Raw genomic sequence first — 20448 nt, 5'->3', positions numbered from 1 at the left:
AACAATTAAAAAATGACAAAAATTCGCTTTATTGACTTATTTGCTGGCATTGGTGGAATGAGATTGGGTTTTGAAGAAGCTGCCGAATATTTAAACATTGAAACTGAATGTGTATTAAGTAGTGAAATAAATCCAGATGCTGGTTTAGTTTATGAAAAAAATTTTGCTGAATTTCCTTTAGGAGATATCCGTAAAATTGAAAAGTTACCACCATATCAAATATTATTAGCGGGATTTCCTTGTCAATCTTTTTCTTATGCTGGAAAAAAAGCCGGATTTGGGGATACTAGAGGTACGCTTTTTTTTGAGATTACCAGATTAATAGACACATATAAACCCCTAGCTTTTATCTTTGAAAATGTTCGTGGTTTGCTGACTAATGATAAAGGTAGAACTATCGAAACTATTAAACATGAAATTAAAAGCAGAGGCTACAGTTTTGACATATTTTTATTGAATAGTGCGAATTTTAATTTACCCCAAAATCGTCTCCGAGTTTATATCCTGGGAGTTTTAGATAGTACGCCAAAATTTAACTTGATTTCCGATCTAGGTCCGAAAGATTCTCATTCTTACCACCCACAACAATTATCCTTATTTTACCCTCTGAAAAAGTCTGTAACTGTGGTGGATATTTTGGAAGATAATCCAGATGAAAAATATAATTGTTCGGAAAGGTTTGTGGCAGCATTAAAACAGAGATTAAATGGAGATTTAAGTAAGTTAAATGGCATGAGATTAATTGACTATCGCGGTGGAAATTCTATTCATTCTTGGGAGTTAGGGTTGAGAGGAGAATGCAGCGCTGAGGAAATAGAATTAATGAACTGTTTGATTTTGAAAAGGAGAAATAGTCAATTTGGTAAACATCAAGATGGTAAATTGTTGAGCAAGGAGCAAATAGCTAGTTTTTTTCCTCATCCTCAGTTAGAAAAATTGCTCAATTCTTTAGTTAGTAAAAATTATCTGCAAATAATTGAGTCAAAATATAAACCAGTAGCAGGTAATTTTTCTTTTGAAGTCTATAAGTTTTTAGACCCTGATAAAATTTCTGTAACTTTGGTGGCGAGTGATGCTAATAGATTGGGAATTTATCATCAAAATAGAGTGAGAAAAATCACTCCGAGGGAAGCTGCTAGATTACAAGGTTTTCCAGATAATTTTATTTTGCATCATGACGATAATAAGACTTACTATCAATTGGGAAACTCTGTAAGTATTAATGTAGTTAAAGCTGTGGCTCAAGAATTAATATTGAACATAAATTAAAAAGATGATAGATTAAAAAGATTAAATTAGAAAAAGAGGATAAAGAGAATGGAAAAAGCTCTAGAATCAAAAGAACAACAATTAGCAGTAATAGAAGCAAATGCTGAAAAAATAGCAGCGACCGCCCATCAAGGATATAAACTACTTTCCGAAAAAGGCACGGTAATAATTTTTAGACAGTTAGAAGAAAATAGTACCGTTTTAGCAGACTGGCAAGTTAAGTTTAAACCGATGAGTCAAATAGGAACAATGATTAGTGATTGGCAACAAGCTGGTTTAGACAAATTGATTGATAATTATAATCCAGAAGTTGCTGTGGTCTGTACTTTTCTATATCCAAATGGTAGTCATGCCAGTTATCATTTTCAAATTGCATAAGTAATAACTGATTAGGTAAGCAATCAGCAATCAGCAATCAGCAATCAGCTATCAGCTATTGCTTTTAGTTTAGGATAAAAGCTTTATTAATTGTCTTACTACAAAAGTTACCTCCCTTGCCCTTAAAGTCTATATTAATTAATTTAAACACTGTCCTATCTGAGAGATTATTTTTGCGCTTTAACTGACAGTTAATAGCTATTTGCGCAGCATTCCGGAGGAAATGCTTGCCTGATTAGCTGTTAGAAAAAGCGAAAAGTTATTTATTTAAAGTTATTAACTATTACTATTTTTCTGGAACTGACAAAATAGATTAAGACTGAAAAAAATCTATAAAAATATTTATTATTTGACAAAAAAATCAAAGCAAGCTATTTGTGTACTCTATTAAATTAATAGTTGGGAATAAAACTAAATTCTGAGTATTAATAACTATAAAATGTCACAAAAACCGAACCTTTTGTCATGATTTCCGACCACAAGTCAACTGATAATCAAGCTACAATGAAAAAAATCTCATAAAAGAACGATCGTCGCCTGATAATAAAATATAGAAACTATTGGCCTTAACAGGAGGCAACCTTTATGAACATAATGAAAACTGTAGCTTTATTAGGAATACTTAGTGGTTTATTAGTTGCAGTTAGTTATTGGTTAATCGGTGGCCCAACAGGTGCTACAATAGGGCTAGTATTAGCAGCAGTAATGAACTTGGGTTCCTGGTTTTTCTCAGACAAAATAGCTCTAGCAGCTTACAATGCTAAACCAGTAAATCAAGCAGAAGCACCAGCACTCTATAACATGGTAGAAAAATTGTGCGATCGCGCTCGTCTACCAATGCCAGCAGTTTATATCATTCCCACTGTCGCAGCTAATGCTTTTGCCACGGGTCGTGACCCCCATCATGCAGCAGTAGCAGTTACCGAAGGTATTATGAGAATTTTACCAGAGGATGAACTCGAAGGAGTAATTGCCCACGAACTCAGCCATATCAAAAATCGCGATACCTTTACTCAAGCAGTAGCTGCTACAATTGCAGGAGGGATATCTTGGTTAACCCAAATAGCTAGTTATTCTATGTGGTTTGGTGGGGGTTCCCGCGACAACCGCTCTAACCCAATTGTGATGTTATTGACAATTATGTTAGCTCCAGTAGCTGCAAGTATTGTGCAAATGGCAATTTCCCGGACTCGTGAATTTGCTGCTGATGCAGGTGCTGGCGATCTAACTGGCAACCCCCGCGCTCTGGCTCAAGCTTTGCAGCGACTAGATCAAAGTGCCCGACAAATGCCATTGAATGCTAACCCAGCTTTTGAGCCATTACTAATTATGAATGGATTTTCTGGTAAATTCATGGCTAATTTATTTTCTACTCACCCATCCACAGAGGCACGAATTGAGAAGTTGCTAGAATTAGAGCAAAAATTATTGAGATAGTAAATTTTAATGTAAAGTGTAATATTAGGAGAAAAAATTATGACTGAACCAAATGTACCAAAAGATAGAGCAATTGTAGAAGTTGAGACAGACTCAAATCAAATTACTTCCACTTCTGAAAGTACTAACCGTACGAAAAAAACTGTAGAAAATCGTTACAGCTTTTATCTTGATATTGGATTAACCAATACAGGCTGTACGGCACAGCTCACTATTCCCTCACCAGTAAATGCCCCTGGGAATTTCTTTCTAATTATCTGAAGACTGCCATTAACATCGGCATTAATGACTATACCAGTTCCACTTCTGAATAAGCCACGCTTGACTCGTTTACCTACATAGTTTTCATGGAATATTGGTTCCTCTAGGTCAATAGCAGATGTTTTACTTGTGTAACTTTCTTCGGTTTCAATGACTTTTACCCCTGCTAGTTGACACTTATAAGTTATCTGTTCAATTAACTTATCATGTGGTATTTGGGTGAAATTTTGGTTGTTTTTTTTGCCGATATTTGCTCCTTGTTTCCAGTTATCATTTTTTCCTATAACTACAGTACTAATATTATTAGTCACTAAATAATTGACAACTAATTTACTGGTGTTATGCAGATAATTCTCCACAAAACGATTTCGGTGATAGGTTAACGCTTCTATCTTACGACTGCTTTTTCTGTTGCCTTTGAGATGACTTTGGTACTTGGCTTTTCGCTTGTTATATAATTGATTGACGCTTTTTAGTGGCTTCCCGTTAATCAGCAGTGGTTTGACTCCAGGCTTATTTGTAGATAGAGCTACTAATCTGTCAATTCCTTCTATTCCGGCTACAGATGTTGAATGTATTTGTGGCTGATTTGTTTTTTCATACACTACTTCAATTATATAGCAGGCAGTAGCAGGTACTATCCTCACTTCAATTACAGTATCTACAACTACAGGTATTTTGATTTCACTCATGGATAAGTGACAAATACCATCTTTTAAACTTGCTCTATAGACTGATTCCTTTGAATATATTACTACATTTCGACCTTTGGTTTTCTCCTTATACCTTGGTATTTTTGGTTTGCCTAAAAACTTTTGCGGATGTGCGCGACCATTCAATGATAGCCTGAAAATAACCACGCCAAGTTGCAACTAGGCATTTTATTATTTGTTTTGATACTTTTGTTGGTAGCGATCTATAGGCATCGCTATCTTTAGTGGTGTGGTACAGTTTAGTTAAATCTAGACTTTTTCCACACTTGAAAAAATGCTGACGACAATAATAATTAGCCAAATTATACAAGTTTTTTGACTTAAAGGCTAACTCATCACACACCTGCCAAAAGTTATGTGTTCGGTTAATAATATGTCTGTCAACAAGTCGCATTCACCTGAATTATTTCCTAAGCTTTAGTTACCTGTTTAATATTAAAACACTTTTCTACAAATAGCAACTACTTTCTACAATTTTTATTCAACAGTTAATCACCCTAACCAAGAAACCCAAGAATTAGTAGAGGCAATTAAAAGATTAGCTCAGTCAGAAATGGAAGCTGCGGGAGAATTTACCCGTGATAGTTATATTCAAGCAGTCAAACAAGCTAGAGAAACTATCGAAAGGATTAGATTGATCGATCCCCAGAAAATAGAAGAAGCAGGCAAGAAAATAGAGAAAGATATTGAGACTAACTGGGAAACTATGGTAAAAGAAGTTCAGGATTTTGGCGATCGCTTAGTTAAAGCTGGTCAAGCAGCTTGGGATGTTTTGACAGCACCGAAAGAGTAATATCATTTTTCTACACTTTCTTGAGTAGGGGAGTGGGGGAGTGGGGGAGTGGGGGAGTAGAGGAGTGGGGGAAAATGGGCGTTAACGATAGTTATGTGCAAACTGCTGTCAGTTTGCTTACGCATAGCTGACCCTAACGTCTCTACCGCCTACTCCCTCTTTTAGTGGAGACATCTATTACCTAATAAACATCTGGTAAAAATCAAAAATAAAATCTATTCTTATCCATAAATTATCAATTATGCCTTTCTGTTCCCTGTTCCCTGTTCCCTGTTCCCTCTCTTCTGGAGATATCTACTTAGGTAATGGTAAGATAGTCAAGCATTTACTAACCAAAGAACACCTATGTATTGCGACTACCTAGTACAAATTCTCACTGCCCGCGTCTACGATGTAGCCCAAGAATCACCACTCGAAACCGCTCCTAACCTTTCAAAACGCCTCCATAACAACCTCCTACTGAAACGAGAAGATATGCAGTCAGTCTTCTCCTTTAAATTACGCGGAGCTTACAACAAAATGGCTCAACTGCCCTCAGAAATTATCTCCCAGGGAGTCATCGCAGCATCCGCCGGAAACCACGCTCAAGGAGTCGCCCTAGCTGCTGGTCGCCTTGGCACTCGCGCCATTATAGTTATGCCTGTTACTACCCCTCAACTAAAAGTTAATGCCGTCAAAGCTAGAGGAGGCGAAGTTATTTTGTATGGGGAAACTTATGACGAAGCTTGTAGTTACGCCCATCAACTGGAAGCAGAAAAAGGTTTAACTTTTATTCACCCTTTTGACGACCCCTATGTCATTGCCGGACAAGGAACAATAGGAATGGAAATTCTCCGCCAATATCAAAAACCTATTCACGCTATTTTTGTTGCCATTGGTGGTGGTGGTTTAATTTCCGGTATTGCTGCTTATGTCAAACGGTTGCGCCCGGAAATCAAAATTATTGGCGTTGAACCTGCTGATGCTGATGCTATGTCGCAGTCTCTAAAAGCTGGACACCGAGTCCGCTTACCTCAAGTGGGATTATTTGCCGATGGTGTGGCAGTGCGAGAAGTAGGAGAAGAAACACTTCGTCTGTGTCAGCAATATGTAGATGATATTATTCTCGTCGAAACAGATGATACTTGTGCGGCTATCAAAGATGTATTTGAAGATACTCGCTCCATTGTCGAACCTGCTGGCGCATTAGCGATCGCTGGTGCAAAAGCTTATGTCGAGCGAGAAAAAATTCAAGATGAAACCCTGATCGCTGTTGCCTGTGGTGCCAATATGAATTTTGACCGCCTCCGTTTTGTGGCTGAAAGAGCAGAATTTGGGGAACGTCGCGAAGCCATATTTGCTGTGACTATTCCCGAAACTCCAGGTAGTCTCCGTAGATTTTGTGACTGTCTGGGCAAACGTAATATTACTGAGTTTAACTATCGTATTGCGGAGGAAAAAGAAGCACATATTTTCGTCGGAGTACAAATAGAAAACCGTGCTGATGCGGCCAAAATAGTAGAAACTTTTGAAACTCAAGGCTTGAAAACCCTAGACTTAACCGACGATGAACTGACAAAACTACACCTGCGCCATCTGGTTGGAGGTCGTTCCCCCCTAGCCCACCACGAACTACTTTACCGTTTCGAGTTTCCCGAACGGCCAGGGGCATTAATGAAATTTGTCGCCTCCATGAGTCCCAACTGGAATATTAGTCTTTTCCACTACCGTAATAATGGGGCAGATTATGGACGTATTGTGGTCGGAATGCAGGTCCCCCCTGACGAAATGGCCGAATGGCAAAGTTTTGTCCATACTTTCGGTTATCGCTATTGGGATGAAAGCCATAACCCAGCCTACAAGCTATTTTTAGCCTAGAAATATAAAATTTTTGTCAAAAATTAGCTCTAGATAATATACAATAATGGTCGTTTCATCTCTCACTAGCTTTTGTTTTATAGCTGATGAGATTCGTCCTAATGCAGTGAAAGTGCCATAAATCTATACCCCATTTCTCTACTGTTAATTTCAGAAGAGTTAGGGGTAGTTGATAGAAGCTAAATCTGCAAAATGTGACTTGTGAACTAGCTATCAGCTAGAGCGCACTTCAGCTATAAGCTAAAAATTCAAGGGTTTAAGTCCCCCACTATGTTTGAAAAATTAGTGGTACGCCTTTTATGAGGAGAAATAATCTCCCATTATACACCTTGAAAAGCTGATAGCTGATTGCTGATAGCTGAGTGCTACTTCAAGATGAAATATCAGTCATATTACACAAAGTTGAAAATTTAGTGCAATCAAACACTGTTATCAATCAAGCAACTAATACAAACTTAACTCCCTCAAAAATAGAGTTACCCTTTACTCTTCAAGAAGTGAAAGCAGCTATTCCTCCACATTGTTTTGAGCCTTCCCTGTGGAAGTCTCTGAGCTATTTCTTTCTTGACATTGGCATTATTGCTGGTCTGTATGCAATCGCTTATCATCTAGATTCATGGTTCTTTTTTCCCATCTTCTGGTTAATGCAAGGAACTATGTTTTGGGCATTATTTGTCGTTGGACACGACTGCGGTCATGGCTCCTTCTCTAAATATAAATGGTTTAATAACCTAATTGGGCATTTGTCTCACACTCCCATTCTTGTGCCTTACCATGGTTGGCGCATTAGTCATAGAACCCACCATGCCAATACTGGAAATATTGATACTGATGAAAGTTGGTATCCTGTTTCTGAGAGTAAGTATAATATGATGCCTTGGTATGAAAAGCTATTTCGCTTTTATCTGCCATTATTAGCTTATCCACTGTATTTGTTTAGGCGATCGCCCAATCGTGTTGGCTCCCATTTTCTGCCCAATAGTCCATTATTTCGTCCTTCTGAAAAGTGGGATGTTTTAACAAGTTCGGCACTCTGGATGTTAATGGTAGGCTTTCTAGGATGGCTCACCTATCAGTTTGGTTGGGTGTTTTTAGTACAATATTACCTAGTTCCTTATGTAATATTTGTCATCTGGCTAGATTTAGTCACCTTCTTACACCATACTGAAGCAGATATTCCCTGGTATCGTGGAGATGACTGGTACTTCCTTAAAGGTGCATTGTCTAGCATTGACCGCGACTATGGTTTTATCAATTCTATTCATCACGATATTGGTACTCATGTAGCTCATCACATTTTTCTGAGTATGCCACACTATCATTTAAAGACAGCTACGGAGGCAATAAAACCTATTTTGGGTGAATATTATCACCAGTCAAGCGAACCTATATGGAAGAGTTTTATTAACTCTTATTTGGCTTGTCATTTTGTCCCAGATTCAGGTTCTCAGGTATATTATCAATCAGGTTGGAAAAAAAGTTCGGAATAATTAGGGTTTGCTGAAAAAGTCTGATGGCGATAGTAGGCAACAGGGAACAGGCAACAGGCAACAGTTTAGACTATCTGCTACGGCCAAATTTTCGGCATTGCTAGGGGAAAAGGAGCGCATTTTGAGGCTACAGCAGCCAAAAACCTTGCACTTTTTTCGATCCTAAAAAGGCTAAAGTATTCATCTGTCAATGCTTTTATATTTATTCAGCAAGCCCTAATTAAGTTAATGTCATGTCTAAAGAAGGTAGGGAGGATACCCTCTACCCCGCTTTGAAAGGGGGGAGAAGAGAAGGGAAAAGAAAAGTTCAAAGGGAGAAGGTTTTTTATAACTGATTATCCGGACATGATATAACACAGTAGGGACGTTCCATGGAACGTCCCTACAAAGTTTTGCTTGTAACCCACATACCGATCGCTAGTTAATACTTTTAGCGTGCTGAAAGCTGAGTGCTGTTTGCAGATTATTCCGTTACAGAAAATGCCGATCGCTAGCTAATAATGCCTGTTTAAATTCTTGAGCTGTTTTAAAATAAATTTCTGGTTCATCAATTAATGCTAAATCAATTACGTCTGCTAAAGATTGAGGAATAGAAGGATTTCTTTGTCTAATTGGTACAGATTTAGTTTGCAATACAGTTAAAATAGGGTCTTTACCAACAAAATCACGAGGATATACACCAGTTAACATATTGTATAAAGTTGCTGCCATTGCCCAAACATCTACTTCCGGTTTTACATATTTAAAATCAATCATTTGTTGTCTTGGCATAAATGGAAAAGTACCACCTTTATTTCCTGTAATTGTTTGCCCACTTAAACCTGCTAAATCAAAAGCTTTTGCTAACCCATAATCTGCTATTTTTACTACTTTTGAATTATCTATATTACTCAGAAAAATATTAGCTGGTTTAATATCCCGGTGAACTAAACCTCGGCCTGTACTCAAACTACCATCTGCCTTTTTTACATAAGGAATTTCTGCATTATGGGCATATTCTAAACCATCTAAAGCCTGTAAGATAATTGGCACTGCCACATCAATAGATAACTGATAACCATGACTCTGCATCAAGTTCCAAATACTACCACCATTACAATATTCTAAAGTAAAAAAAAATAGGCGATCGCTATAATGATAATCTTTCAATTGAACAACATTGGGATGATTTAAAGCTTTAGTATTTTCTATTTCTCTCAAAAAACGGTTGATGGCATTAGGATTATTTGTGATTTCTGGCAACATTGTTTTTAAAGCTATTAATTCTTGAGTATGATTATCTCTAGCTAAATAAACTTCTCCACAGCCGCCTTTTCCTAATAAATTAAGTGCCGTATAACCAGGAATTGTAGTGAGAGTAGAATCTCCTAAGCTTGGTGGTAAAGTTGATAGTTCAACTGTTTTTACTTGCCAAGTTTTTGGTTGTTCAAGCATTTCTGGAGGCATCTCTGTTTCTTCTTCAAGACTAACCTGAAAAATAGTATTTCCTAATTTAATTTGGTCCCCTGATTTTAATTCATATTCAGGGAAATTATTTTTTGTTGTTGTTTCAGGCAGATGCTGAGATTGACGTTGCCCAATTTTTTTACCATTAACATAAGTACCATTTTTACTGGCAAAATCACGCACTCGTATATCTGGAGGATTAATGTCAAGTAGACAATGATAACGAGAAATTGTACGATGTTGTTCATCACTAGGTAGTCTGGGTTTACAGTCTCGATGACGACCGATAATACAGGTAGTTCGTTCTTCAAAGATATATTCTTTGCCGATCGTGCTTCCTTGGACAATAGTAAGTTTGACTTTGGCAGACATGAGGGAGTTAAAATTTTTGAGATTTGTTCAATGATTTCTATCAATTATCTAGTAAATTTTATTTTGACGTTTTTATCTGATGATAAATTGTGAAGTATCTCTACCGTGATTTTGATAATATTTAAGTATAATTATCTTTATTATACAGTAAGAGAATATCAAAATTATACAGGATGGAAATTTTAAAATTGCCCTATTTGGATGCTGTATGTAAAGAAACTCTGCGAATTTATCCAGTAGCGATATTGGCATTTCAACGACAGGTGAAGTCACCCCTAGAAATTATGGGTTATCAGTTTCAACCAGGAACTTTTCTGAGTCCCTGTATTTATTTAACTCATCATCGGGAAGATTTATATCCTCAACCTAAGCAGTTTAAACCAGAGCGCTTTCTAGAACGTCAGTTTTCTCCTTATGAATATTTGCCTTTTGGTGGAGGCAACCGTCCCTGTATTGGTCAAGCTTTTGCCTTGTTTGAGATGAAATTGGTATTAGCAACCATACTATCTAGTTGGGAGTTAGCATTAGCAGATCAAAAGCCTGTGAAAGCAGTGCGTCGTAGTTTGTTGATGGCTCCAGCAGATGGAGTACGGATGGTAGTTAAGGGAAAAAGAACTCAAAAACAGCGTGTTCTAGAGACTGTTTAGAATGCAGTTTCAAGAATATAGGCATTTTAGTCTTTTATTTAATCTTAGAAAGAAAGCTACAAAATACTCACTTTTTTCACTTTTTTGCCTCTGCGTTTTTGGACTGTAGAAGAGTATCATCGTATAGCAGAGGCAGGAATTTTATTGCCTGATAAAAAGGTAGAGTTAATAGAAGGAAAAATTATTAGAAAAATGTCGTCTCAAGAAAGTTTTCATGCACCAGCTATTACTAGAATTAAAATATAATAGGAAAACTTTACGAAGCAGTTTTACGATGAGTATAATCTTTTTTCCATATTCCTTTGGCTATCATCCGAATTACCTGAAGTAATCCGAGCTTTTGTACCATACTTCCTAAACTAAAAGTTTTATTAAAGTCATAAGTGTAACGAATTGTAGGATTTGAAGAACGTTGGCAACACATTAATATAATATCCTTGGGATTAATTGTACGAAGCAACTCCCAAATTAAAATTCTCTCAGTTTCAGTAAACATTAATGAATATTTAAATACTTCCTCTAATTCTTGCTCTGAATTAGCTACAATTCTGGTTATTCCATTGACAAAGCTTCCACCCATTGCATCGTCCGGTTCTATTTGAGAAATTTTATCGGCTTTTTTTTCTTGCATATAGTTCACCATCTGAGAAATTAAGGTGTTCCTTTCTTTGTTTTCTAAACCATCTGCACTGGGATATTTTGAATCTACCAGTAATTCCTCTAAGGGTAATCTTGGCCACTCATTTCTTGCATTGACGACTCTTCCAACTAAATTTTGTAGTGTAGACATAGGAACAAGACCAAAAGATGAGAACATCTCTAAAACAAAATCGTATTTATTTAGCTGTTCCAAATCACATTCTACATATGTAATTCGGGGAAACATCTTTTTATATTCTTCGGCACGAAGATAAGTCTCTTCTACATACCACTTACAAAGATCGTAAAAACTTGAATTCTCAAAAGGCTTACTGAGATTACGTTCAGCATGAGGAGTTAGCAGCCAAGTTTTTGTCCACTCTGAATTACCTGGAACATCACGAACGCGGAGTAAACTGTAAGCAGTCCGATCAACATCTCTTCGCAAAATAATAACTCCTATTTCCTCCTGAGATATATACTTATCTGGAAGTAAATATCCCCAACCTTTGATAAACGAATGGTTTGTCTCACAGTAAATTTTACGACCATTCTTATTCTTTTTGTAAATTTCCTTCATTTTCAAGGACATTAATTTCTGTAACTCGCGATCGTCCCCATGATTAAATTGTTGCATTGGGTAACCATTCATAATGGGTACTCCTTCATGAATACTAATAGTGTTTTCTGCGTGAGATAATAATTCGGTCAAATAGTCCGAACCACTACGTCCAGAATTAATACAAAAAATATACTTTATGCTCATTAAACTGTTTCCTTATAACATCAAATTTTCGCTAGCTTAATAAAGCTAATTTAACACCTTTAAAATCACAAATCGCGATCGCCTCGGTATTGCCCAAAAAATTCTCTAATCTTAAGTAAATATAGAACTAATGTAGTTTCTGATTCATCTGACTAAAATTAAATGAAATATAATTCCATACTGGCTCCAAGACCATAAATAATACAAAAAGATGAATCAGACCAAAAAAACTATCGCAGCCTTTGTCTCTCCCGCAATACCCCTTTCCGCTCTTGGTCTTCCTCTTTTGGTCTACCTCCCCCCTTTTTATGCAGAAGAAATGGGACTTGGCCTTTCTCTGGTGGGCACAATTTTTATGATTACCCGTTTCTGGGACGTTTTTACAGATCCAGTTCTTGGTATCCTCAGCGATCAAGTGACAACTCCCCTTGGACGCCGCCGTCATTGGATTATATTATCTGTTCCCATTTTAATGATTTGTGTTTACAAAGTGTTTATGCCTCAAGGGCCGATCGCGGGAAATTATCTTCTATGTTGGATGTTGCTACTCTATGTGGGTTGGACTCTGTTGAGTATCTCTCATATGTCTTGGGGTGCAGAATTATCGTCTGATTATTATGAGCGAGCGCGAATTCAAGGTTGGCGAGAATTTGCTCTAGTCTTTGGTATGCTAGCTGTTTTGATACTTCCAACTATTCTTGAGCAGACTGGGAGTATTGATGCGGGGAATAAAGTTGCTGCTATGGGTTGGTTTACTATTGTACTACTGCCTATTACTGTAGCGATCGCTGTTTGTAATGTTAAAGAAAGACCTGTAACGCCACCGCCTCAACTTGGTTTGCTCAAGTCAACTTCTCTACTGTTAAAAAACAAGCTACTAATGCGAGTTTTACTGGCAAATGTTATGACTGGTCTTGCTCCTGGAATTATTGGTTCAATCTACATTTTTTTTGTTACTTATGCCATGGATCTAGGTCAATGGTCTAGTCTGATGCTTTTACTCTATTTCATTGCTAGTTTTTGTGGCATTCCTTTCTGGATGCGTATTAGTTATAGCTTGGAGAAGCATCGAACTTTTGGTGTTGCTAAAATTTATGGTTGTATAATTCTCACTACTTTATTGCTAGTTCAACCAGGGAATTTATGGCTGTATGGTTTAGTTAATATTCTTTTTGGCATCGAATCTGGTGCGGGAGCATTTTTGTTACGCTCGATTATGGCAGATGTTACAGACCATGATAACTTAGAATCAGGTACACAACGTACAGGTCTCTACTATTCTTTGTTGACAATGACTAACAAAATTGGCTCTGCTTTAGGAGTTGGAATGGTTTATCCTATTCTAGATTTGATTGGTTTTGTTCCTGGAGGTACAAATACTCCCGCAGCAATTGAGGCGCTTAAATATATATTTATTTGTGTTCCTATCCCAATTAGTCTTTTAGCAGCGATCGCTATCTGGAATTTTCCTCTTGATAGCGCTAAACAACAGGAGTTACGTCGTCTACTAGCGGAACGTGATTCTATGGTGGGTTCAGAGTGATTTGGGAATTTTTAGCTAATGTAGTTTACAGCGTTTTTATGATTATAGCGCTACGCAAATACGTTAGGACATTTCTCTGTTCCCTATTCCCTGTTCTTTCAGACCTCACTTCCGTTTTTTGAACCAAAAGTAGATCATTTTATAAATTAGATACGTTTGCCCTGGCCATAAAAAGCACCGAACTTGCTTGCCCACTCCGAAGATTCAACAGCTAACCGACGCTCTTCTTGTGCTGCTTGCTTCGCTCTTGCTAGGCTAGCTTTTACAAATTTTATTCGCTCTTTTACAAGAGACTCAAAGCGCTCCCTTTCCTCCTCAACATTGTTAAAAATGGCTTGCAATAGAGGTGGTAGTTCCTGGGTATTGGAGGACTTCCAGTCACTTTGAATGAAAAAGAGCACGTTGCAAAGGATGTCTTCAACTTCTGCTTCCATTTGGGCTTTAATTTCCTTGATTTTCCCACTCGTTATTCCCTCTGCTGAGAGTGAACCTATAACACCCCCAATCACTCCCCCTACAGGTCCTCCAATTAAAAAGCCTACAGTGGCACCTGTTGCCGCCACCCCAAGAGTTTCCTGATTTGCTTCCTGCAACTTTTTTTCTGTGGTGCTTATTAGCGTTCCCATTCTGTTGACTAGGGGAAGGGGACTTGACAAATGCAGCAGCCTATCAGGATCAAGCTGGTTTTCAAACTCAATGTCTCGGTACAGCACTCTAAAAAAGTCTGCCGAGTGTTGCAATAGTAGAGAACCAGCAAGTTCCCACTCCTGATTTCTCTTGGATTCTATCTCAGAAATAAAGTCATTAACTATTTCCATTATTCCCGAGCGAATAAACCTTTTTAACGTTTCGTTATCATTTTTAGAGTTATCTACGCCTTTCCTTATCTTGACTTTAAGCTTCTCTGAAGAAGATTTCAAATAGTCGTTGATATGATTTTTATATTGGTCTCTCACGGTTGGCCATGCCTTTAGGATGCGGGGGTGTATGTATTCTTGGAAAGTCTTTGGTTCTTCAGGCATTCCACTGGAAAGTTTAGAAAACTCTTTCTCGTAGATTGTGATCTCATTTAGAACGTGATTCAGTGCTGTTTTCGCTGACAGGTGAGCAACTTTAGTTGCTGCATAAAGAGTCAGTTTATCGCGAGAACCGTCAAGTAACTCTTGGAGCTTTTGGCGAACATCACTGATAGAATCCGCGCATTCCACGTTCAAGTGTACTTGGTTGCCTGGCAGAGAAGAAACAGCAAAGAGGTTGACTTCTGCTACGTTTAAGGCTTGACAAAGCTCATATTTTACTCTTTTGAGAACTTCTTCCAAAGCGTTGTCATCGCAGTCAAGATCGTCATCTACTTCGATTAAATCTACTTTGTTAACCACAAAAATAGTCTTGCCAACAGCTTCTGTAGCCCAGATAATCTTTCTCATTTCTCCTGCTTTAAGAGCATTGCGAGCATCAATGACGAATATACAGGCGTGAGCAAATTCAATTATGTCTTCAGTCTTATCAGTGCGTTCTTGGTAAGCATTTAACCCTGGAGTATCTACTAGCTCAACGTCTTGACCTAAACTAGATATCGGCGCTTCAATAACCAGCTTTGTTGCCAAATTGCTGTCCTGGGAACCTAGATAACTATGCTGACGAACAAACTCTCCTAGCTTTTTTAAATCCCCAAAGCCTTCCTCAGAGTAAACTTCAACAGTACCATCCTTTTGATGAACAGTTGCAGACCAAGACGAGCCATAGACAATGTGAGTTGGAATTGCTGTGGCTTCTTCCTGTGAGGTGTGCAACACTTCCACTCCCAGCAGCGCATTAATGAAAGTAGACTTGCCCGCACTGGTTTCTCCTCCCACAACTACACTGACTTCTTTCATTCTTCTAACTTCCTCAAACTTACCAATAGCTCTGGACACATCTGGCGAGTTTTTTAAAGATGAGTGACTTACTTTCTGTTCTAACCAATGAGTGAACTGAGCGAGTAGGGCTTGTTTGCTTTCTAGGGGACTTCCTAAGCTAGTAAAAATATCAGGCATCAAGTCTGTAACAAGCTTGTTTACCCAACCAAAGTCCTCCAGATCCTGGAAAACTTCCAGGTAAAGACGGCATTGCGCTCCATAGCTATCAGCAACGGCAGAATAAAGCCCCAAAAGAGCTGAAGCATTACAAAGATAAGGATTTATGGCATCTTCAATTGTAGGGGAAATCAAATAGTATGCCGACTCGATCAGACTCCGTGCTTGAACTTTGTCCCCTGACTTTAGTAGCAGTTCTGTAGCAGTTAGGGCTGAGAGCCACACTGCTGGTTCCTTCGCTAGGTAGCCTCCAGAAACCTGCTCGTAGAAAAAGTAGGGCTTTGCTCCAATTGCCTGTTGAGCTTTATTTAAGCGATCAGCTCTTAACGAATTCCATGCTATTTGCGTTTTTCGACGATTGTCTAGTTGGTAGCGGTAGTATTCAAAAACTAGGTAAAAGTAGCTAAAGTTTTTGTAAGACCTTTCTTGAATCTCTCCTAAATCTTGCTGTTTCGTGGAAAGTTTCTCACTTTTACCTAGAACTTTCTCGATTTTGCTAGCCTTTTCCAAAAGCCTTGTAACCTTCGGAAACTCGGTTGCTTTGCCAGAAGATAGTATTCTACTGCCAAAGATGAATAGCTTTTCCTTTAGCACTGGTGACTTCTCTCTTTGAATAGCTACTTCAAGCAGATTGACTGCTTGTTCCCACTCCTCTAAGCGACTTGCTAACAGCGCAGCAAAGGCTAGTTGATAGCGATTTAGCTCTTCTAAGGGGGATTCGATGCCAAGCAATTCAGCTAAGTAGTACATTTGAGCAGTGCTAAAACGTCCCTCAGACCACAAATCAGTAAATAGTAGGAAATAATTGTTGAGAATACTTTCAGGGATCGAGGTAATTCTTTCACTGCACTTGGCAAAGTAGAACACTTTTTGAGAAGCTACAATTAGCTCTTTCACAGCCTCTTCACCCTTGCCTATATGAACAAGTGTTAAGTAACGCATTAGGTTAGGGCCAGGATGGAACTGTTCAATATGTAAAGCTTTAGAAAAGCAACTTAAAGCTTGGTCTATGTTTTTTCTTTCAAGGAAATCGTACCCCTTTTCCATATCGGGACGAGCTTTGCCCGTGAACTTGCACGTTCTTAGCAGTGAGAGTAACTCAAAAAGCACCCTAGATTCTTCGGAGTCGCTCCTTGCATAAATACAGATAGACTTTGAATCATTAAAATAAAGACTGAGGACATCGCCTTCAAAAGCCATATTGGTGATTTCATCTATGGGCACAAAAAAGCGCTCTTGAACGCTGCTTTCTGCAATCTGGTAAGAAAAAAAACCGCCTATTGCCCCTCCAATTATAAAAGCTATAACTGATCCAGTGGCAAGAATTATTCCTACTACAGCGCCTAACAATATTCCCGTAATAGTCAAAGCAAATTTAACTGGCAACCTACCGCACCGATATACACCCACCCTTTCTTGAGAACAGATGATCAATACTTTGTCTGATGAGGTTTTCGTGCGCTCTCGAAGTAATTGACTCTTAGTTAAAGGTTTAGTAGTTAAGTATTTTAAAACTTGAAACTTACTGATAATTTTTTTTGCCTCTATTTGGGCCAACAAGTAACTGTAAAAGCTGATTGATATGTATTCAAATCCAATATGTTCGTTTAGATATGTGGAAATATCTTGAGAAATATTGTTAACCTTTTTATGAGGAAAACCATTGATTAAAGCTTTATGCTTAGTTAAAAGCCCGTTTAAAGTCTTCATTTTAGCATCGGTTACGAAAAAACCAATGCACTCCTTGAGGATTCTCTCGTTTTCTACTAAAGGGAATCTTGCTAGTAACTTTTTCTTTATTCTCGCTGCTAGTTTAGCTAAGTCTCTTGCACTCATTTGAAGTCACTCCTTTGCGATGTTTTAACTTTAACTTTTTGGCAGCACCAGAACTGGCCTAGGTTGATGGCTAATCTGGCGGAAAGCACTCGTTTTTTATTGATTCCCATCGTTGTTTCACTTTGTACAACGATTCGATCTGCCTGTTTAGCTCCTCAAGTGCCCTCTCTTTTTCAAGCTTAGAGTAGCCCTGAGTCTCTTTTGCAGCGTTAGCAACTGCATCAAAGGAACTAAGATGGCTTTCTGCGCGCTCGCGATAATGTTGCACCAGAGATTCTGAGTGATTCTTTGCAATCTTCTCTCCCATTTCAGAAACCCTTTGAGCAAGAAAACTGAAATTTTGTTCCAGTTTGACTTTCATCTCCTCCCGGGCTTGACGCAGTATTTCTGCGTTCCTTTGCTCCTGTCTACCTGTAACAGAGGCTAAGACTGTCACAATAGCAGCTCCCACCCCTACAAATGGTCCAAGTAAGAAAGAAGTAATAAGACCAGCGATCGTCCCCGAAACTAGATCGCCCCCTCCAATTGAGATTTCTTCTATCGGGATGTAAGCAGCCTGCCCTAGCTCTGCATTAGATACACTCAAAGTTATCTGACTAACTGTTCGGATAGCTGTCACTGAGGATTCGGGGGCAAGCAAGTCTTTGAACTTCTCCCCTAGTCTCTTCTCCCATCGCTTTTTTTCCTCGTATGCACTTTTTTCGATGCTTAACTGTAAGTCGCGCAAGTGACGGGATAAACTAGAACGGAACTCTTCTAAGTGTTCTTCATTAGCACAGTTACTTAACTCTGTGTCTAAACTATTCCTCATTTTTTGCAGTTGCTGGTGACTGTAGTTTTTTATACTCTCAGCCATAGCCTCTTGAATTGACTTCATCCTATCCTCAAGCTGTTGAAGTTGGACTACGACTACTTGTCGTTGCTGACTAACTTTCTGTAGATGCCCTTCAATCTCAGATATCTCGGTCTGCAGTGCTTGCATTTGCTGACCTAAGATTAGCTGCTGATCTGTAAAGATTTTAGCAAACCTTTCTAAGTGGGTGTGCAAGCGTCCTGATGTGGCTTGTTCTCCAGCAAAGTGAACAAGTTCACTCTCAAAGTCTAAAAAAGACGTGGGAGAGGGATCGGGTTCGTTTTTAAAGCGAGCTCTTAGTGCATTTTTCGCAGAAAGAGCATAAATCATAGGGTTAGTAATTCCTAGAAGTTGCTCCAGTCTTTGCTTTACATAATCAACTATTTTCGGGATATCCTCATCTGTTCCACTCAAAAGTACCTCATCAATTTTGTTAATGACATAGACAATCCTATTAATATCATTCCCTAGAACTTTTTCTTTAAGGAAAATTCGCTCTGATTGACTCAGGGGTTGGTGTGCATCAAGAAGAAGAACTACTGCATCAGCTTCTCTCAGATAACGGAAAGTAATTTCTTCACGCATTTGGTCAAGGTCATTAACCCCAGGAGTATCAACAATATCAGCTTCGATCCTTTCCAAGCGTCCAGGCAAAAAAAGTTTGACCAAACGAATGTTCCTTGCTTCATTATTGGCAGTAGTTACAAATTCGTCAAGAAAGCGATTGACGCGACTATCTGGCAAATCTAAGTTTACTTCTCTACCATCTTGATATTCAATAGTACAAAGTCGAGATTTTCCTTTTGATAAAATATTAATAGTAGCAGTTGTGGGATTAACTTTTGACGGAAGTACGGGCTCACCTATCAAAGCATTAATAAAAGTTGACTTCCCCCTGGAAAATTCGCCAACAACTAGGATCTTTAGTCGCTCTGACTCTAAGCGCTTGCGCGCTGCTTCGATCCTCTCCCTAAGAAGGGGCATCGCCAGCTCAGAAAAGTCCTGCCAAAGAAGGGAAAGCTTTGCGCGAAAGTCTGGGAATTCCATACCAAATTATACCTTTACATGACTGTTAAACATCTGTCAATCAGTTTATTCTAACACTACAACGAGGTTTGGACAGACCGAGTAGGTAGCGATGGCATACAGTCGTTTGGACTAACTCAAGGACTACAACCATTAGCCAATGGTTTAAGGCCAACTCATAAGGAAAGTCTTGTTGCAGTTCTAAAAATTAGAACGCTCAGAAACAATTTTTATCTCTGGCAAAAACCCTAAACTTTCATCTTGCCAAGCACCAACTAAAATCTCAGCCTTACTAACATCATAACTATCTCCAAAAGCCAACTTCATTTGCTCTTTAAAATCAGCTTGACTGGAGAAATTTTGCAGCAAATCTTGGACTATTGGCAAAGCATTATCCGCCAAAGTATCTAGAAGATTTGAATAGAAATTACTGTTAGAATCATCACTAGGTAATAAGCGTTGGCGGAGCCTAGCGACAGCTATATCGCCACTAACATCGCTTATCCCAAAATAGCCATCTCCTGAAACTAAGGAGGATACTTCCTCTTTAAAAAAAAGACCTTCCATATCAATTTCCGTTAATAAGTTATATCACCAATTATTCCATACCCAATAAATCCTGTTGTCGATTATCGACACTTGCTTAACAAAAATCAATAATAATCTCAAACCTATATATAACAAAATTTTCAGCAGATGTTGACAAAAATATTTTGAAAATTTGTCGATTTTCGACAAGATTTAGCAACAAGGGTGACATTAGACTTTTTCATAAGTTATAATATAAAATTTGCTAAATTTGATAGTTTAATAATGCCTGCGTTAGTATAGATTAAATAAGAAGTAAAAAGGTGTTGGTTGTTATAACTTCTATAGTTCCTATAGAACAATAAATTTATTAATTTTTCCATGATTAAACTACCTAATTATCAAATAAATCAACAAATTTATACAGGAACAAGAACTACTGTTTATCGCGGACTGACTACCAAAAATAAACAACCAGTAGTTATCAAAGTTCTCAATAAAGAATACCCTACCTTTTCT

General features: G+C 38.2%; 14 protein-coding genes and 2 pseudogenes. 9 read left to right on the top strand and 7 right to left on the bottom strand.

Features of this window, described 5'->3' with window-relative positions; translation table 11 throughout:
- Positions 1 to 12 precede the first annotated feature (12 nt).
- The 3 genes from dcm to AC3DU7_RS01680 all read left to right on the top strand — a co-directional run bounded on the left by dcm (position 13) and on the right by AC3DU7_RS01680 (position 3084).
- The gene (gene dcm, locus AC3DU7_RS01690; protein ID WP_488037637.1) at positions 13 to 1269 is read left to right on the top strand and encodes a DNA (cytosine-5-)-methyltransferase; all 1257 of its coding nucleotides are present in this window, start codon (positions 13 to 15) and stop codon (positions 1267 to 1269) included.
- 48 nt (positions 1270 to 1317) lie between these two features.
- On the top strand, positions 1318 to 1647 hold the full coding sequence (locus AC3DU7_RS01685) for a hypothetical protein (protein ID WP_488037636.1): 330 nt from the start codon (positions 1318 to 1320) through the stop codon (positions 1645 to 1647).
- 585 nt (positions 1648 to 2232) lie between these two features.
- Positions 2233 to 3084 (top strand): M48 family metalloprotease, encoded by an 852-nt coding sequence (locus tag AC3DU7_RS01680; protein ID WP_488037635.1) that lies wholly within the window; start codon positions 2233 to 2235, stop codon positions 3082 to 3084.
- Positions 3085 to 3248: 164 nt separating this feature from the next.
- Here AC3DU7_RS01680 and AC3DU7_RS01675 read toward each other — a convergent pair whose 3' ends face one another.
- Both AC3DU7_RS01675 and AC3DU7_RS01670 read right to left on the bottom strand, forming a co-directional pair.
- Positions 3249 to 4205, bottom strand: a complete 957-nt coding sequence (locus tag AC3DU7_RS01675; RefSeq protein ID WP_488037634.1) for an RNA-guided endonuclease InsQ/TnpB family protein — start codon at positions 4203 to 4205, stop codon at positions 3249 to 3251.
- Positions 4126 to 4452: a hypothetical protein gene (locus AC3DU7_RS01670; protein WP_488037633.1), complete on the bottom strand. Its 327-nt coding sequence runs from the start codon at positions 4450 to 4452 to the stop codon at positions 4126 to 4128. The genes AC3DU7_RS01675 and AC3DU7_RS01670 overlap by 80 nt, the downstream gene beginning before the upstream one ends.
- A 159-nt stretch (positions 4453 to 4611) precedes the next feature.
- Between AC3DU7_RS01670 and AC3DU7_RS01665 the strand changes: the two genes are divergently transcribed.
- From AC3DU7_RS01665 to AC3DU7_RS01655, 3 genes and pseudogenes are all read left to right on the top strand, one after another.
- Positions 4612 to 4851, top strand: a complete 240-nt coding sequence (locus tag AC3DU7_RS01665) for a hypothetical protein (protein WP_488037632.1) — start codon at positions 4612 to 4614, stop codon at positions 4849 to 4851.
- 339 nt (positions 4852 to 5190) lie between these two features.
- Positions 5191 to 6708: pseudogene (gene ilvA / locus AC3DU7_RS01660) on the top strand (threonine ammonia-lyase, biosynthetic); the annotation flags it as partial.
- Positions 6709 to 7121: 413 nt separating this feature from the next.
- Entirely contained in the window at positions 7122 to 8198 is a 1077-nt protein-coding gene (locus tag AC3DU7_RS01655) for a DUF3474 domain-containing protein (protein ID WP_488037631.1), read from the top strand.
- 471 nt (positions 8199 to 8669) lie between these two features.
- Here AC3DU7_RS01655 and AC3DU7_RS01650 read toward each other — a convergent pair whose 3' ends face one another.
- Positions 8670 to 10016, bottom strand: a complete 1347-nt coding sequence (locus tag AC3DU7_RS01650) for a protein kinase domain-containing protein (RefSeq protein WP_488037630.1) — start codon at positions 10014 to 10016, stop codon at positions 8670 to 8672.
- Positions 10017 to 10189: 173 nt separating this feature from the next.
- Between AC3DU7_RS01650 and AC3DU7_RS01645 the strand changes: the two are divergent.
- Positions 10190 to 10663 (top strand): annotated as a pseudogene (locus AC3DU7_RS01645) (cytochrome P450); the annotation flags it as partial.
- An 84-nt stretch (positions 10664 to 10747) separates the two neighbouring features.
- Positions 10748 to 10909: a hypothetical protein gene (locus AC3DU7_RS01640; RefSeq protein ID WP_488037629.1), complete on the top strand. Its 162-nt coding sequence runs from the start codon at positions 10748 to 10750 to the stop codon at positions 10907 to 10909.
- A 10-nt stretch (positions 10910 to 10919) separates the two neighbouring features.
- On the opposite strand, the gene AC3DU7_RS01635 is transcribed toward AC3DU7_RS01640, so the two are convergent.
- On the bottom strand, positions 10920 to 12068 hold the full coding sequence (locus AC3DU7_RS01635; RefSeq protein WP_488037628.1) for a hypothetical protein: 1149 nt from the start codon (positions 12066 to 12068) through the stop codon (positions 10920 to 10922).
- Positions 12069 to 12279: 211 nt separating this feature from the next.
- On the opposite strand from AC3DU7_RS01635, the gene AC3DU7_RS01630 reads away from it, so the two are divergent.
- Positions 12280 to 13611, top strand: a complete 1332-nt coding sequence (locus AC3DU7_RS01630) for an MFS transporter (protein ID WP_488037627.1) — start codon at positions 12280 to 12282, stop codon at positions 13609 to 13611.
- A gap of 146 nt (positions 13612 to 13757) precedes the next feature.
- Here AC3DU7_RS01630 and AC3DU7_RS01625 read toward each other — a convergent pair whose 3' ends face one another.
- The 3 genes from AC3DU7_RS01625 to AC3DU7_RS01615 all read right to left on the bottom strand — a co-directional run bounded on the left by AC3DU7_RS01625 (position 13758) and on the right by AC3DU7_RS01615 (position 19968).
- Positions 13758 to 17522 (bottom strand): dynamin family protein, encoded by a 3765-nt coding sequence (locus AC3DU7_RS01625; protein ID WP_488037626.1) that lies wholly within the window; start codon positions 17520 to 17522, stop codon positions 13758 to 13760.
- A gap of 70 nt (positions 17523 to 17592) precedes the next feature.
- Entirely contained in the window at positions 17593 to 19422 is a 1830-nt protein-coding gene (locus tag AC3DU7_RS01620; RefSeq protein WP_488037625.1) for a dynamin family protein, read from the bottom strand.
- A 180-nt stretch (positions 19423 to 19602) separates the two neighbouring features.
- Entirely contained in the window at positions 19603 to 19968 is a 366-nt protein-coding gene (locus AC3DU7_RS01615; protein ID WP_488037624.1) for a hypothetical protein, read from the bottom strand.
- Positions 19969 to 20448: the final 480 nt, after the last annotated feature.

The sequence above is a fragment of the Okeania sp. genome (assembly GCF_983059655.1).
Note: the sequence above shows the minus strand (reverse complement) of the source record. Positions and strands in the feature narration are given on the sequence as shown.

Excerpts from the sequence above, each read along its gene's own strand:
- AC3DU7_RS01620 (WP_488037625.1), bottom strand. The coding sequence starts at position 19,422 with ATGGAATTCCCAGACTTTCGCGCAAAGCTTTCCCTTCTTTGGCAGGAC.
- dcm (WP_488037637.1), top strand. The coding sequence starts at position 13 with ATGACAAAAATTCGCTTTATTGACTTATTTGCTGGCATTGGTGGAATG.
- AC3DU7_RS01680 (WP_488037635.1), top strand. The coding sequence starts at position 2,233 with ATGAACATAATGAAAACTGTAGCTTTATTAGGAATACTTAGTGGTTTA.
- AC3DU7_RS01615 (WP_488037624.1), bottom strand. The coding sequence starts at position 19,968 with ATGGAAGGTCTTTTTTTTAAAGAGGAAGTATCCTCCTTAGTTTCAGGA.
- AC3DU7_RS01685 (WP_488037636.1), top strand. The coding sequence starts at position 1,318 with ATGGAAAAAGCTCTAGAATCAAAAGAACAACAATTAGCAGTAATAGAA.
- AC3DU7_RS01630 (WP_488037627.1), top strand. The coding sequence starts at position 12,280 with ATGAATCAGACCAAAAAAACTATCGCAGCCTTTGTCTCTCCCGCAATA.
- AC3DU7_RS01635 (WP_488037628.1), bottom strand. The coding sequence starts at position 12,068 with ATGAGCATAAAGTATATTTTTTGTATTAATTCTGGACGTAGTGGTTCG.
- AC3DU7_RS01670 (WP_488037633.1), bottom strand. The coding sequence starts at position 4,452 with ATGCGACTTGTTGACAGACATATTATTAACCGAACACATAACTTTTGG.
- AC3DU7_RS01650 (WP_488037630.1), bottom strand. The coding sequence starts at position 10,016 with ATGTCTGCCAAAGTCAAACTTACTATTGTCCAAGGAAGCACGATCGGC.
- AC3DU7_RS01665 (WP_488037632.1), top strand. The coding sequence starts at position 4,612 with ATGGAAGCTGCGGGAGAATTTACCCGTGATAGTTATATTCAAGCAGTC.
- AC3DU7_RS01625 (WP_488037626.1), bottom strand. The coding sequence starts at position 17,522 with ATGAGTGCAAGAGACTTAGCTAAACTAGCAGCGAGAATAAAGAAAAAG.